The 14,275-nt window shown below is 61.0% G+C and carries 12 protein-coding genes; 9 read left to right on the forward strand and 3 right to left on the reverse strand.

Annotated features, from left to right (window positions below):
• Positions 1 to 525 (forward strand): hypothetical protein, encoded by a 525-nt coding sequence (locus tag ACKZ62_RS15520; RefSeq protein WP_447095492.1) that lies wholly within the window; start codon positions 1 to 3, stop codon positions 523 to 525.
• A 149-nt stretch (positions 526 to 674) separates the two neighbouring features.
• Here ACKZ62_RS15520 and ACKZ62_RS15525 read toward each other — a convergent pair whose 3' ends face one another.
• On the reverse strand, positions 675 to 1,697 hold the full coding sequence (locus tag ACKZ62_RS15525) for an AraC family transcriptional regulator (RefSeq protein ID WP_095184882.1): 1,023 nt from the start codon (positions 1,695 to 1,697) through the stop codon (positions 675 to 677).
• Positions 1,698 to 1,825: 128 nt separating this feature from the next.
• Between ACKZ62_RS15525 and ACKZ62_RS15530 the strand changes: the two genes are divergently transcribed.
• From ACKZ62_RS15530 to efeO (ACKZ62_RS15555), 6 genes are all read left to right on the forward strand, one after another.
• Complete coding sequence (locus ACKZ62_RS15530) at positions 1,826 to 3,424, forward strand: J domain-containing protein (RefSeq protein ID WP_447095493.1); 1,599 nt, start codon at positions 1,826 to 1,828, stop codon at positions 3,422 to 3,424.
• Positions 3,421 to 4,413 (forward strand): hypothetical protein, encoded by a 993-nt coding sequence (locus ACKZ62_RS15535; protein ID WP_447095494.1) that lies wholly within the window; start codon positions 3,421 to 3,423, stop codon positions 4,411 to 4,413. Before ACKZ62_RS15530 ends, ACKZ62_RS15535 begins: the two co-directional genes overlap by 4 nt.
• 115 nt (positions 4,414 to 4,528) lie before the next feature.
• Entirely contained in the window at positions 4,529 to 5,374 is an 846-nt protein-coding gene (gene efeU / locus ACKZ62_RS15540) for an iron uptake transporter permease EfeU (protein WP_032891284.1), read from the forward strand.
• A gap of 10 nt (positions 5,375 to 5,384) precedes the next feature.
• Positions 5,385 to 6,587: an iron uptake system protein EfeO gene (gene efeO, locus ACKZ62_RS15545; RefSeq protein WP_447095495.1), complete on the forward strand. Its 1,203-nt coding sequence runs from the start codon at positions 5,385 to 5,387 to the stop codon at positions 6,585 to 6,587.
• Between the two features lie 15 nt (positions 6,588 to 6,602).
• Positions 6,603 to 7,907: an iron uptake transporter deferrochelatase/peroxidase subunit gene (gene efeB, locus ACKZ62_RS15550; RefSeq protein ID WP_447095496.1), complete on the forward strand. Its 1,305-nt coding sequence runs from the start codon at positions 6,603 to 6,605 to the stop codon at positions 7,905 to 7,907.
• A 28-nt stretch (positions 7,908 to 7,935) separates the two neighbouring features.
• Positions 7,936 to 8,757, forward strand: a complete 822-nt coding sequence (gene efeO, locus ACKZ62_RS15555) for an iron uptake system protein EfeO (RefSeq protein ID WP_095184888.1) — start codon at positions 7,936 to 7,938, stop codon at positions 8,755 to 8,757.
• On the opposite strand, the gene ACKZ62_RS15560 is transcribed toward efeO (ACKZ62_RS15555), so the two are convergent.
• Together ACKZ62_RS15560 and pssA are read right to left on the reverse strand one after the other, a co-directional pair.
• The gene (locus tag ACKZ62_RS15560) at positions 8,655 to 11,549 is read right to left on the reverse strand and encodes a hypothetical protein (RefSeq protein WP_447095497.1); all 2,895 of its coding nucleotides are present in this window, start codon (positions 11,547 to 11,549) and stop codon (positions 8,655 to 8,657) included. The two genes, efeO (ACKZ62_RS15555) and ACKZ62_RS15560, sit on opposite strands and share 103 nt — an antisense overlap.
• A 122-nt stretch (positions 11,550 to 11,671) precedes the next feature.
• Positions 11,672 to 13,015, reverse strand: a complete 1,344-nt coding sequence (pssA, locus tag ACKZ62_RS15565; RefSeq protein ID WP_032891275.1) for a CDP-diacylglycerol--serine O-phosphatidyltransferase — start codon at positions 13,013 to 13,015, stop codon at positions 11,672 to 11,674.
• 123 nt (positions 13,016 to 13,138) lie between these two features.
• Between pssA and ACKZ62_RS15570 the strand changes: the two genes are divergently transcribed.
• Positions 13,139 to 13,702: a TetR/AcrR family transcriptional regulator gene (locus tag ACKZ62_RS15570; protein ID WP_447096964.1), complete on the forward strand. Its 564-nt coding sequence runs from the start codon at positions 13,139 to 13,141 to the stop codon at positions 13,700 to 13,702.
• Between the two features lie 41 nt (positions 13,703 to 13,743).
• Complete coding sequence (locus ACKZ62_RS15575) at positions 13,744 to 14,223, forward strand: nuclear transport factor 2 family protein (protein WP_447095498.1); 480 nt, start codon at positions 13,744 to 13,746, stop codon at positions 14,221 to 14,223.
• The last annotated feature ends 52 nt before the right edge of the window (positions 14,224 to 14,275 follow it).

Here is a 14,275-nt window from a genome sequence, read left to right on the forward strand (position 1 = left end):
ATGGGAATGCTCGTTACGAATGCCGCAGCCACGCTATCGAAGCAAACTGATGCTCGCGTAGTCAGAAATCCGACGATGGTGACAAATGCGTTCACTGTGAATGAAGAGGCCAAGGCGGCGGAGACACTGAAGCTGAAGGACCAAGAAAAAACCAATAACTTAAAGGCATTCTTAAAAAATTATGACATGACATCTATTAGCACGTACGAGCTGAAAGATGTAGGAGGAAGGCTATACGAGGCAGGTCTGATAGATGGGAACACATTTAGTATGTTCATTTCCGGCGATGGCGCATTCGATGAAAATGGGCACCAGACAAAACAGGACGTTAAGTTCAATGCTATAGCGCTATTCAATGAGAAATATGAAGATCAACTGGCATATTTCAGTACCGACCGCTACTCGAAACCCGAAGATGTCACCTATATTCTTGGTGGAATGAAAAGTGCAAATCAAGTGATCAATGCCCTGGCCTATTTTGTAAACTCTGAAAATAACAACCTGTCGGTAGATGAGCGAGCCTGAGCCACGGCTCGTAGAATTGCAGTGCAATCAATCGCGCATGAATTATCAATCCAAGTAAGTCGGGCACTTCCTAAAAATTCGAAGGATCACGTTGTCGGACGCAAACGCAAGACACAGCCAGTTATTTCTTAGTCCCTTGCGCCCCGAATTTAAACCCGAGTGACTTCATTCAAAATCAAACTCCGATAATGCCCAGGATTGGACCCCGCCCACTTCCGAAACGCCTTATAAAACGAGCTCGTGTCCGCAAACCCCAACCGCGCGGCAATCTCGGCGAAGCTGATCTGCGGTTCCGCCAGCCACACTATCGCCAGTTCTTTGCGCACGCTGTCCTTGAGGCCTTGGTAGGTTTGCCCTTCTTCCGCCAGACGGCGGCGCAGGGTTGAGGCGGAGATGCATAAGGTGGCCGCAAGGCCTTCGGTTTCTGGCCAGGTGTCGGGTGGCATTTGGCGCAGGTCGTGTTTGATCCGTGTGGCGAGGCTGTCGGGGTCGCGGTATTTGACCAGGATGTTGGCCGGCGCGTGGGCGAGGAAGCGCTTGAGTTCTTCAGGGCTGCGCTTGATGGGCAAGTCGAGGCAGTCAGCGGAAAAGATCATACGGGTGCGTGGTCGGTCGAAGCGCAGGTTGTCGGAAAACATCACTTGGTAGTCGTCGTAAAAGTCTGGCTGTGGGCAGCGCAACTCAATAGCCAGGATGGGAATGCGCCGTCCCGCCAGCCAGCAGGCGACGCCGTGCACGATCATCCAATAGGTGAAATAGGTGAACGCGCGCTGCGGCTTAGGCTCGGGCTCGTGCAGGACAATCTCTGCCAGGCTCTGTTGGCGCACCAACTGGGCGGGCATGCGTTCCAGCATCAGCGAGAGGAACCCCAAACCGGTTTCCAGGCTGGTAGCAAGCGTTGGTTGCGCCACGCAGGCATGGCACAAAAACGCCAGGCTGCCGGACTTGAGCTTGCGCGGGTCCATGCCGAAGAATTCATCGTCCATGCGCCGTGCCAGCAAACGCCACAGCCGCGCATAAGCGGTAGCCGAAATGCGCGCGGTCGGCAGTTCGAGCAACCCAGGGTCAATCCCGACTTTGCGCAAGACTTCAATCGTGGCCGCACCGGTTGCACAGCTCTGCAACAAGGCCTCGCGCACGAGGTGGATGGAGATGGTGTCTTTTTCCAACATTGGCGCCGCCGTGCCCTGTGTGGCGTGAAGTGCGGCCATCTTAGGCAGTCGCGCGGCAAAAGAGTAGGCACCGAGGTATTGGTCTCGGGTATTCTGCGCCGGGATTTTACCGACAGGGAGTGGAATCGATGAGTTGCTGGGAAGTACTTGGGCTGCCGTCCGACGCCGATGCTCGCAGTATCAAGCGCCAATACGCGGTGTTGCTCAAACAGCATCGCCCGGATGAAGACCCTGTCGGCTTCCAGCGCCTGCGCGAGGCCTATGAGCACGCGCTGCAATGGAGCCGTTATGAAGCGCCCGTCGAAGTGCCGCAAGCGCTCCCCGTCGACACAGTGCAGCCCGCTACGACCGAGCCCGACACGCGCTTGGACCAGGTGCAAGCCTTGGTGGACGACGCCAAACCGGCCAATCTTGCGCGTCTCTATGAGCAAGCCCAGCACATTGGATGCGCCGAGGATTTTGAGGCCCTGCTGCTGCAACGCTGCCTGAATGGCACGGAACCCGCGATTGCGGCCTGGGCCGTCACTCATCTGCACTGGCTCACGCCCTGGCAACGGGAAACACCCGTGCGACTGCCCGACTATCGTCTGGCTGCCTTGTTGGAGCAGATGTTTACCGACGTCGAGCACACGCTCACCGAATTACTCAATCAACAACAGGTCGAGGCCTTCACGGCGGCCTTGATCGAGTTGCATAACACCGAATGGCTCAAGCCCCTGGCGCGCCATGCGCGGCTCAATGACGTACTCGCGCGCACGCTGCTGGCCAGCACCTTCTGGTCCGAGCCGCTGTTCGAAACCCTGTGCACCGAGCAGGCCTGGTCCGATCAGTACCTGGAAAACCACTGCCCCGAGCCTGAGTGGTCGGCGCTCAAGGCACGCAATGTATTGGAGCGTTTCAGTGCACAGGTCTACCACCAGGCCAGCCTGGACAGCCGTGACCCCAAGGCGCGCGCGGCCAGGTTGCTGTTCGGCGACATGACGCTGGAACAACGCCAACGCTTTGCCCGGCGCTTCGGCGAATCCGACTGGAACGCCTGCCGCACCCTCAGCGAAACCCTGCTCAACCAGTACCCGGCCCTGTGCGCACACATGCCCGGTGAGGATCCCTACTTCTGGCGCGACTGGGAACGCATCAGCCGCCCCTGGCCGATGTTTGTGGCGTTGCTGGGCATGGCCGTCGGCTGGGCGATCCACGACCAGCAAATGACCGACCACACCTTGATGGAATCCCTCGGCATGGCCCCTACCTGGGCCTTCCTGATCGCCATACCGGCGCTGCTCATCCTCGCGATCTGGCGTCCGGCCACCGACGGTTTTGGTGAAATCGATGAGCGGCTTGCCGTGCACCTGTCGCCCTGGCTGAGCTTTCGCCGGCCGCCACCGTTGGTGATCCGCGAGATTCTGCCGTGCTGGGTGCTTGGCCTGTTGATCTGGATGATCCTCGGCAACTACGCGTTGGCGGGCTATGTGTTGACGTTGCAGGGCCTGGGCCTGGCGCAGCGCGTGCTTGGTCGGCCGGGATTACGTGCAGCACTCAGGTGGCGCTGGCCGGCGCGACCGTCGACGCGCCAATGGGCCATCGGCCTGGGCCTTGGTGCCCTGCTGCTGAGCGCCGCGCAGATGTACGAAAACAATCAACGTATCCACCGTGATGAGGGCTTGCAGCCGTTCTTGATGAGCCGTTGCAGCGGACTCAAAGCTGGCGCGCCGGGGTGTACACCATGAACCGCATCACCTTTGCTGCCCTCTGCACCTTCGTGCCCCTGGCGCTGAGCACTGTGGGCCTGCTGACGAATACCGATATGCTCGCCCCGCTGAAAACCTGGGCCAACCGCCCGGCAGCGCTTGAGCACCAGCAAGCCCAGGCGCTGCGTCCGGTGATCGACTGCCTCAACCGAGTCGACAGCAATTGGCGAGTGGCGTACTTCAACTACCGCAGCCGCAGCCCCCGCGCCAACGACCCGAATCTGGCGTTCATCGAGCGTTTCCCCGAGCTGTATCAGCGCACACAAGGCCCGCAATTGAGCCTGCTGGACTACGACGCCAAACGCCCGGACCTGTGCCTGCTGACGTCCTCGCAAAGAAGCGCGCTGCAAAAATACTTGCCGCAGATCGCCGCGCTTCGCAACGACTATATGGACCACCTGCTGCAGGTCTATTCATCGGTGAAAGCGTTCGACTTCTACCCCAGCGCAACCGTCCCCGGCCTCGACCCTGCGCAGCGGGCGATCAGCGATGCACAGTTCTTCCCTGTGGCGGAAAAATTCCTCACGGTCTCGTCCGAACTGCGCGCCGCCGTGGACGTAGCCGACCGCCGGATACGCCTGCAACAACTGCAGCACTTGCAGGTACGTGACGAACACCAGATGGCGCTTATCGCCGGCCTGATCCTGCAGACCCGCGACACGATGCACAGCCTTGACCCACGATCCCCCAAGCAATTGGCGGACGCATTGAGCGACATACAGCAGACCTGGGATTACGCCCAGCGGTACCTGCGCCCCAACCTACCGACCTCCGAAGCCAAGGCCCAACAGTTGTGGCAGCGGATTAAACAACCCGGTTACGACTACCTTGGCGCGCTCCAAGCACTTGCCCAGCATTCCAGCGAAACCCCCGATCCAGACCGGCTAAACGCTGATTACTTTGAAACACAACGGCGCTTTGACTTGCTGGTGGACGCCTATAACCAGGCCGTCGGACAGGACTACTGAGCGGCCTTCTCTTGGTCGTTCAGCCACTGTTCAGCAAACGTCAATATTTCCTGTTTAGCAATGAGTATCATTATGTTACAACTTAGGCTCCTATCTAGTTACGCTCTGGTGCCGAATGCTTGTCCCCTTTCTCATCATGCTGCGCGAAGGCATTGAAGCAGCATTGATCGTTGGCATCATCGCCAGTTACCTGCAACAGACTGGCCGCGGCCAATGGATGCCCGCGGTGTGGATCGGGGTGTTCCTCGCCGCCGCGTTGGCTTTGTTGGTGGGCGGTGGCCTGGAGCTGGTCAGCGCCGAATTCCCGCAAAAACAACAGGAACTGTTCGAAGGCATCGTCGGCTTGGTCGCCGTGGGTATTCTCAGCTCCATGGTGTTCTGGATGCGCAAGGTCGCGCGCTCCATCAAACATTCCCTGCATGCCTCCCTTGATCAGGCGTTGACCGGTTCCAAACACCAGGTCACGGCCCTGATCCTCATGGTGTTCTTCGCCGTGGCCCGGGAAGGCCTGGAAACCGTGTTTTTCCTGCTGGCGGTGTTCCAGCAAAGCGAAGGCCCGGGCGCGCCGATTGGCGCCTTGCTCGGCCTGGTCCTGGCGATCATCGTGGGTTTCCTGATCTACACCGGCAGCATGCGCCTCAACCTCGGCGCGTTTTTCCGCTGGACCGGCCTGTTCATCCTGGTGGTCGCCGCCGGCATTCTGGCCAATTCGGTGCAGGCCCTGCACGAAGCAGGCGTGTGGAACCACCTGCAAACGGTGCTGTTCGACTTCAGCGCCGCATTGCCGATGGACAGCCCTCTGGGTTCGGTGCTCGCCGGCATGTTCGGCTACCAGGAAGCGCCGACCGTCAGCACCCTGGGTGCCTACCTGATCTACCTGGTGGTCGCGCTGGTGATGTTCTTCCTGCCTGCCGCACCGGCCAAACCCGCCAACATGCCCTCTTCCGTTTCCAGCCAGTAAGGACCGTCTCTTGTCCAACCCAACGCCTCAACCCGCCTCGCCACCCCGCGCCCTGCGCTGGGCGGTGGCCGGCTCGGTGGTCGTGATGATCGCCGCCGGTGGCCTGTTCTATTACGCATCGCAATTGGCCGCCGCCAAGCGCCAGACCAACAGCAATGAGATCGCGGTAACGATTCATGGCCACGCCTGCGAGCCCAACGCGTTGACGGTTCCGGCCGGGCGCGCGAGCTTTCGTATCATCAACCGCTCCGACCGCGCGGTGGAATGGGAAATCCTCGACGGCGTGCTGGTGGTCGAAGAGCGGGAAAACATCGCCCCTGGCCTGAGCCAGGTGATCAACGCCAACCTGCTGCCGGGCGACTATGCGATCACCTGCGGCCTGTTGAGCAATCCCCGTGGCACCCTGCATGTGACGCCAACGGCAGCCTCCGATGCCCAGGCCAAGGCCAAGCCGTCGATGGTGGCGTTTATCGGCCCGCTGTCGGAATTCCGCGTGTACTTGAGCGGCCAGGGCAGCTCGCTGGTCAAGGCTGCGACCGCCTTGCAACAAGCAATCGACGCCGGTGACCTGGCGCAGGCCCAGGCCCTGTATGCGCCGGCCCGTGAGGCTTACCAACGACTGGCGCCGGCGTCCCAACGCCTGGCAGAGCTGGACAACGCGATCAACGCCCGCGCCGATTACTTCGAGAAACGCGAACAGGACCCGGCCTTTAGCGGCTTCCATCGCATCGAATACAGCCTGTTCCAGCAACGCAGCCTCGACGGCCTGGCCCCAGTGGCGCAGCGCTTGCTGACCGATGTCACCACGCTTAAGCAGCAACTGCTGGCTCAATCGCTGCCACCGGAGCAACTGGTGAGTATCGTGGTGCGCAACCTAAACAGTCTGGCCGATGTGCGCGCCATCAGCGGTGAGGAAGAGCGCTACAGCCACCTAGACCTGAACGGTTTCGCCGCCAACCTGCAAGTGGCGCACAAAGTGGTCGAGTTGATGCGTCCACTGTTGACCAAGTCCGCTGCCGACCTGTTGCCCGACATCGACAACGCCCTCGCCGCGTTCGATGCCGAGCTCGCGGGGTTCAAGGTCAATGACAGTTACAGCACGTACGACAGCGTGACCGCCGATCAGCGCAAGCAGATCGCCGACAAGGCCAAGGCTCTGGCCGATGCACTCGATGGAATCGACCCCGCCCTTGGCCTTTCCGGCCTGCAGTGAAGACGACCGAATTTTATGAGTGACTCAGAACAGTTTTCAGCCCAACGTCGCCGTGTCCTCTTGGGCATGGCCGCCACCGGCGCGGCCATCGCCGGCAGCACCCTGACCTGCCCGGCCATGGCGGCCGCCGCCGAGCAAGTCACTACCGCACCGCGCAGTGACAAGACCCAGGACCACCACGATTTTTTCGGCAAGCACCAAAGCGGTATCGTCACCCCGCGCCCGGCCTGCGGCATGCTGGTGGCGTTCGACGTATTGGCCAGCGACCGTGAAGACCTGGAGCGCCTGTTCCGCACCTTGAACGAACGCATCAGCTTTCTGATGACCGGCGGCACCGTGCCCCAGGTCGACCCGAAGCTGCCGCCCACCGATTCCGGGATCCTTGGGCCGGTGGTCACACCGGACAACCTGACCATCACCGTGTCTGTCGGCGAATCGCTGTTTGATGAACGCTTCGGCCTGGGCGCCGCCAAACCGAAGCGTCTGAGCCGCATGGTCGGTTTTCCCAACGATGCGCTGGAGCCGGCGCAGTGCCACGGCGACCTGAGCCTGCAATTCAGCTCTAACACACCGGACACCAATATCCACGCCCTGCGCGACATCGTGAAGAACCTGCCCGACCTGTTGCTGGTGCGCTGGAAACAGGAAGGCAGCGTGCCGCCGCAGGCGCCGGCCAAACCCGGCGAGCCGGCGCAGAGCGCGCGTAACTTCCTGGGTTTCCGTGATGGTTCGGCCAACCCGAATTCCAACGACAACAAGGCGATGGACCAGATTGTGTGGGTCCAACCCGGCAGCGACGAACCGGCATGGGCCGCCAATGGCAGTTACCAGGCGGTGCGCATCATCCGCAACTTCGTCGAGCGCTGGGACCGCACGCCCCTGCAGGAGCAAGAAAGCATCATTGGCCGCGTCAAGACCACCGGTGCGCCCATGGATGGCCAGAAAGAATCCCAGGTGCCCGACTACAGCAAGGACCCGGAAGGCAAGCTGACCAAGCTCGATGCCCATATCCGCCTGGCCAACCCGCGTACCCCGCAGACGCAGGCCAACCTGATCCTGCGTCGACCGTTCAACTACTCCAACGGCGTCAATAAAAACGGTCAGCTGGACATGGGGCTGTTGTTCATCTGCTACCAGGCTGACCTGGAGAAAGGCTTTATCAGCGTGCAAACCCGACTCAACGGCGAGCCCCTGGAGGAATACCTCAAGCCCTTCGGCGGCGGGTATTTCTTCACCTTGCCGGGAGTCACCGGGCCCAAGGATTTCATCGGTCGCACGCTGCTTGCCGCCACGCACCCTCAAACCACTGCCAACACCTGAAACCAACCCCCACAGCGGAAACCGCCCTATGAAGAAGTCGACCCTCGCGTTGTCGTTGTTAGTGACCCTCTCACCCCTGGCCGCCTTCGCCGCCACCACGGCGCCGCTGGATCTGGTAGGGCCGGTGTCGGACTACAAGATCTACGTCACCGAAGAAATCGGTGAATTGGTCACCCAAACCAAAGCGTTTACCGACGCCATCAACCAGGGCGACCTGGCTACCGCCAAGAAGCTCTACGCGCCGACCCGCGTGCATTATGAGTCCATCGAGCCGATCGCCGAGCTGTTCAGCGATCTGGATGCGTCCATCGACTCCCGTGTCGACGACCATGAAAAAGGCGTGACTGCCGAAGACTTCACCGGCTTCCACCGCATCGAATACGCGCTGTTCTCGCAGAACTCAACCAAGGGCCTGGAAGCGTTGACGGCTAAGCTCAACACCGACGTCAACGACCTCAAGACCCGGGTCGACGGCCTGACCTTCCCGCCGGAAAAAGTCGTGGGCGGCGCCGCAGCCCTTCTGGAAGAGGTCGCCGCAACCAAGATCTCCGGCGAAGAGGACCGCTACAGCCACACCGACCTGTATGACTTCCAGGGCAACATCGACGGTGCGAAGAAAATCGTCGACCTGTTCCGTGGCCAGATCGACAAACAGGACAAGGCCTTCCTGGCCAAGGTCGACAAGAACTTCGCCACCGTGGACAAGGTCCTGGCCAAGTACAAGACCAAGGACGGCGGTTTCGAGACCTACGATAAGGTCAAGGACAACGACCGCAAGGCGTTGGTAGGCCCGGTGAACACGCTGGCTGAAGATCTGTCGACGCTACGCGGCAAGCTGGGCTTGAACTGATCAAGACCTGACGCGACGTCCCGCGCTCCGGCGCGGGGCATCACCGGTTCGGCGCTGCTCGCCTGCCCCCCCGCAACCATCATGTACGTACGCAATTTTTCTTCAGCCGTGAGCAGATGCGGCGCCGTCTTGCCCCATTTCGTCGCTCCCCCCGCCAGCAGCACCGGCAGTTTTACCAGGCCCTTCGTCGCGGCATGGATCATCTGCGGATAACCATCCAGCGGGTTTAACGCGGCATTGGCAAACAGGCCGGAGTGCTTGATGAAGTCAAACGCGCGCTCGCTGAAACTGGCCGCGACTTTAGCCGTATTCGCCGTAGCGGCCGCGGGTCTGAACCGCGTGGCAAGTCGCTGCACCGGGTTGGGCAGCAAGGCCTTGGCCGAACGCAGCAGGCCACTCGCCTGACCGCCGGCGCCGATGGCCACGCCGATCATATCCACGGTCAAATTGCCCAGGCCCTGGGCGATATCGCCACGCTTGAACGCCTGGTACGCACCGAGGAACGGCACAAACCCCAATAGAAACTCGTGCTCGCGGGCCCGGGCTTCCCGGCGTTTTTCAAGTGGTAACGGATCACGCGCGCGCTGCAAGAGAGCCTCGGCGGGCTCATAGAAATTGTCCTGAGCGATTCTGCCGGCAATGGCCGCGATCTTGCGCGAGCCATAAGTGTTGGGCACGAAGCTTTGCAGCGTGTGGTTGGCAGGCAACTCGCCTGGCGCAATCGCTCCTCCCAGCGGTTCAACGATAACCGACGACGCCATCGCCTCCGGCCGTGGCGCAGAGCCGGTCGTGTAGGCAGCAAGATCGAAGGGCATCTGTGTGCCACGGACTATCGGCACATACACCGAACCATGGGGCGCGCTGATGCGCTGCTTGCGAATCACGCCGTGTAGCTCGATGGCGTCGGGCAGGTCTGTACGCTTGATCAGCTCGCCGCTGGCGAAGACCTCGTAATAGGCCACCGTCTGGTCATGCTCCACACGCATCAGGGTTGCGTGGCGACCGCGCTGCGCATCTTTGCGGGCCTGGGTCTCCTCGACCTGAACGACGCCAGTTTCGCCACGCAGGGTGAACAATTCGACCTTGCCCAGCTCGATCAACGTGCGCTCGGCAAGGGGTAACTGGGCAAACATCAACTTGAGCTTCGTGGCATAGGCGCCCTGGAGCTGTTTGAGGTGACGGTTGACGGTGCTTTTGAGTAACGGTTCAAGCTCGGGCAGATGACGAATGCGTCGATCCAGTAACTCCAGGGCGCCCTCCGCCACCTGCGGCGCGCGGTCTGGCTGATAGGGCGTTTGCGCAGACGTCGGCGGTGCTAGCAAATGCTTGCTGAGCACCCACTTTCCCGGTGTGAGGTCGCCGGTCATGTAGGTTTCCACCAGCGAACGGCTGCGCGGTTCGGTGACCGGTGCGTTGCGGCGATCTTTGCCGTTGGCCAGTTCCAGGCTCATGCGCTCAAGCTCAGACGCCGTGCTGTCGGGGAATACTCGCAGCAACTCCCGGATGGCCAGCGCCTTGCGCGTCGGCAGTTCCACGCTGGCGCTGGCGAAGGCCTCGGCCGTCTCTTCTTGCTGTTTGAACAGTGCCCGCGACGCCTCCTGGAGGTCGTGTTGCGAATACTCGCCGTCACTGCGCAGCCTGACGGCGCCGTTCAACACGCCCCAGTCGGCGAGGATTTTCAGCGCATTGAGTTGCATCAATTCTGCTTGCGCCTCACTGGTGGGCACCAGGGTCGTCAGTGCACGGACCTGGTGTTCACTCATCATCCGTGACGTGCCCGGCGCAGCATGATCGGCCAGCGTGCAGCCCAGGCGTAGCTCCATCCAGGCCAGAGTGCCGATACGCAACGTGTCCGGCACTTCCTTGACCAGCATTTCCGGCGCCGCTTGCGCCAGGTATACCGGGGTGACCAGCGCCGCCAGGTCGGGCGTCAGCTTTTTATATTGCTGCAGGTGCTGCTCGATATCGCGCCGCACCTCGCTCAACGAACGGCCCATATTCGCCGGTTGATAGATCGAATAACCACCGATGTGGCCAGGTTTGACGTCGTCCAGGTTGATCCGCGCGACTTTAGTCAGTGTGGCCTTATCAGCCTCGCTCAACGTGTCGGGGGTATATGGCCCGGTGTAGTCACCCACTGCGGGCGCCGGCGGCAGCGACAGCCGTAACCAGCGGATGACATTGCGTGTCTCGGCCACGGTGCGTGGCGACCCCAGCCCCTTCAATTCGAGGAGCTGGCGTGCGTCAACCCGTGGCGTCGAGTACACGGCATTCCCCAGTGGTTCGGTCAGTGGGGTCAACGCCGCAAGCTCATCACGCAACGTGTCTACGTCGTTGACGTAATGGGTCAGATTCACCCAGCCCCCCACCGGGCTCAAGCGTTCAAGGCGGCCTTCAGATACTCGAAAGGGCTTACCGTCCCAATCGAACCGCTCGCGCTGCAGCAGGGCGAGCATTTGCGGGCGAGACACAAATGCCTGCAAACGCTCCATCGCCGCTTGGCTGCGCGCGAGCAGTGGCGATGTGTGGGGAACGTCCCAGGCCTCGGCGGACCAGTCGGTGCGTGCGCCGTCCGGCAGGTCTTCAAGCCCGGCTTCAAGGCGCTCGGCCAGCGCGTCCCGTTCCACCAGTTCAGGACTCAGGCGCGGCGCCTGGGCAAGGTTGGCGACGTTTGCCGGGGCGGCCCATAGGCGCGGCTGCTGGACCGTGGGCTTGGCACTGTCCTCTCCGACTACGGGAGCCTGCACAGCATATTGAAGGGGCGAGCCGGTGCTCGACAGTGGCGTCAACATATTCAATCCTCTCTGCGCTAGGCCGTGGAATACGGCTTCGTCTGGAGAGGCAATCTAAGGAAAGCTTAAACGCGCTGAATGTAAGCAGAGTCTTGCCGCCTTACGCGTTGCGTTGCGGCGGATTACAGGATCCGGTAAAGCAGTCGCTCGATCCGCACGCGGCTCACCCGACGCAGAAACTTGCCGACCGCCGGGGGGTAATCCACCAGTGTCTGCAACTGCGCGTACCCGTCGATGCGGGTGGTGTGCTGGAAAATCTGCTCAAGCTCGGTCCGCCGTGGTTCCAACCATTGCCCCTGGGGATCGTCGATCAACAAGGCGTTTTCCAAGTCGAGACGGAACGCCCGAGGGTTTAGGTTGTTGCCAGTGAGCAAGGTGTAACGCTGGTCGATCCACATGCCTTTGAGGTGGTAGGTGTTGTCGCCATCGCGCCATAGGTGCAGGTTCAATTGGCCGCTGTCGATCATCGGCTGGTGGCGCTTGGCAAAGCGACGCAGGCTGATTTCGTACAGGTATGGCAGTGCCGCGATGACCTTGAAAGGCTCGCTGGGTGGGATGTAGAAGTCGTTGGCGGTCTTGTCACCGACGATGATGTCGATCTTCACGCCACGCGCCAGGGCACGGTTGATCTCGCGCGTGACCGCCAATGGCAGGTTGAAGTACGGCGTGCAAATGGTCAGTTGCTGCTGGGCGCTGGCGATCAGCTCCAGGATCACCCGGCTCAGCGGGTTGTTCTTGCCGACGCCGAGCAACGGGCTGACTGACAGGTGGCCATTGGGCAACTGCCCGGCCGTGGTGTCGTAGGTCGCATGCTTGAGGCGGCTGCGCAGGTCGCCGATGTCGTTGCGCAGGCTGCGGGTGGTGGGCGGGTTTGGCAGGTCGAGGCGGTGCACCGCTTTGGACGCTACCAGGCCGTGTTCCACCAGGTGCTGCATCGAATCGGCCAGGGGCTTGCTGTGGATCAGGTGATAACGGTCAAACCGGTATTTGTCGAACTTGTGCAGGTACACGTTGTTCAGACTGGCGCCGCTGTACAGCACGCTGTCATCGATCACAAAGCCCTTGAGGTGCAACACGCCAAACAGCTCGCGGGTTTGTACCGGAACGCCGTACACCGGCACTTCGCTGGCATGGCTCTGTGTCATGGCCTGGTACCAGGCGCTGTTGCCGGGCTGTTTGCCCGCACCAATCAACCCGCGTTGGGCGCGCAACCAGTCGACCACCACCACGATGTCCAGCTCCGGCCGTGCAGCCTTGGCGGCGTGCAAGGCGTCGTAGATCTCCTGCCCTGCCTCGTCCTGCTGCAAGTACAGCGCCACGATGTAGATACGCCGGGTGGCTTGGGAGATTTTTTCCAGCAGGCAGCGGCGGTACGCATCCGCACCGGACAGCACATCGAGCGCGTCGGGAGTGAGGGGGAAACCACGCAGTTTGGGCAACAGGGAGCGTTTGAAGAACGACGGCATAGGGCTCGCAATGGGTCGAATCCGAAGAGGCCCCGAGCTTACACCATGGGGTTGCTCAGGTCTCGTTGCCTCGTAGGAAAAAGCCCATTGACCATGAAGAACGATCGTTCTACTGTGTGCGACATGAACGACATTACTGGCAATGAAACCCGCGACATTATCCTCGACGTCACCGAGAAGTTGATCTATCGCCACGGCATCGCCGCCACCGGCATGGACTTTCTGGTGAAAACCGCTGGCGTCTCGCGCAAGAGTATTTACCGCTACTTCGCCAATAAAGACGAGTTGGTGATCGCGGCCCTGCAACGCCGCGATGAACGCTGGATGCACTGGCTGCGCGGCGAAGTGGAACGCGTCGACGGCAGCGGCGAACGCCTGCTCGCGCTGTTTGACGCGCTCAGGACGTGGTTCGGCTCGGCGGATTTTCGCGGCTGTGCCTTCATCAACACCAGCGGTGAAACCGGCGATCCGCACAGCCCGGTGCGCCTGCTGGCCAAAGCGCATAAACAGAAACTCTTCGAGTACGCACTTGAACTGTGCCAAGCCCATGGCACCTGCGATCCCGAACGGCAGGCAGCACACCTGCTGATCCTGATCGATGGCGCCATTACCGTTGCCCTGGTCATGGGCGATACAACCGCTGCTGATAACGCGCAATGCATGGCGCGAACGTTATTAGCGCTTTGAATGCACTGGCCGAGCCACTTTGTCTAAACAGGAGCGTTGAAATGTCATCCACCCCAGAAACACGCCCGCCGCTGCCGCCATTCACCCGCGAATCAGCGATTGAAAAAGTCCGCCTGGCCGAAGACGGTTGGAACTCCCGCGATCCACAACGTGTGTCCCTGGCTTACACCCTGGACACCCAGTGGCGTAACCGCGCCGAATTCGTCCATGGCCGCGAAGAAGCCAAAGGCTTTCTCACGCGCAAATGGGCCAAGGAGCTGGATTATCGGCTGATCAAGGAATTGTGGGCCTTCACCGACAACCGCATTGCCGTGCGGTATGCCTATGAATGGCATGACGACTCCGGCGACTGGTTCCGCTCTTACGGCAATGAGAATTGGGAGTTCGACGAAAACGGCCTGATGGCCAACCGTTTTGCCTGTATCAACGACAGGCCGATCATGGAAAGCGAGCGGCTGTTCCATTGGCCGCTGGGCCGACGCCCGGATGAGCATCCGGGGTTGTCCGATCTCGGCCTGTAAAACCTGGTGCGGTTCAAATGTAAGAGGGGGCAAGCCCCCTCCCTACGCTGAG

It is taken from the genome of Pseudomonas sivasensis (genome assembly GCF_052938085.1).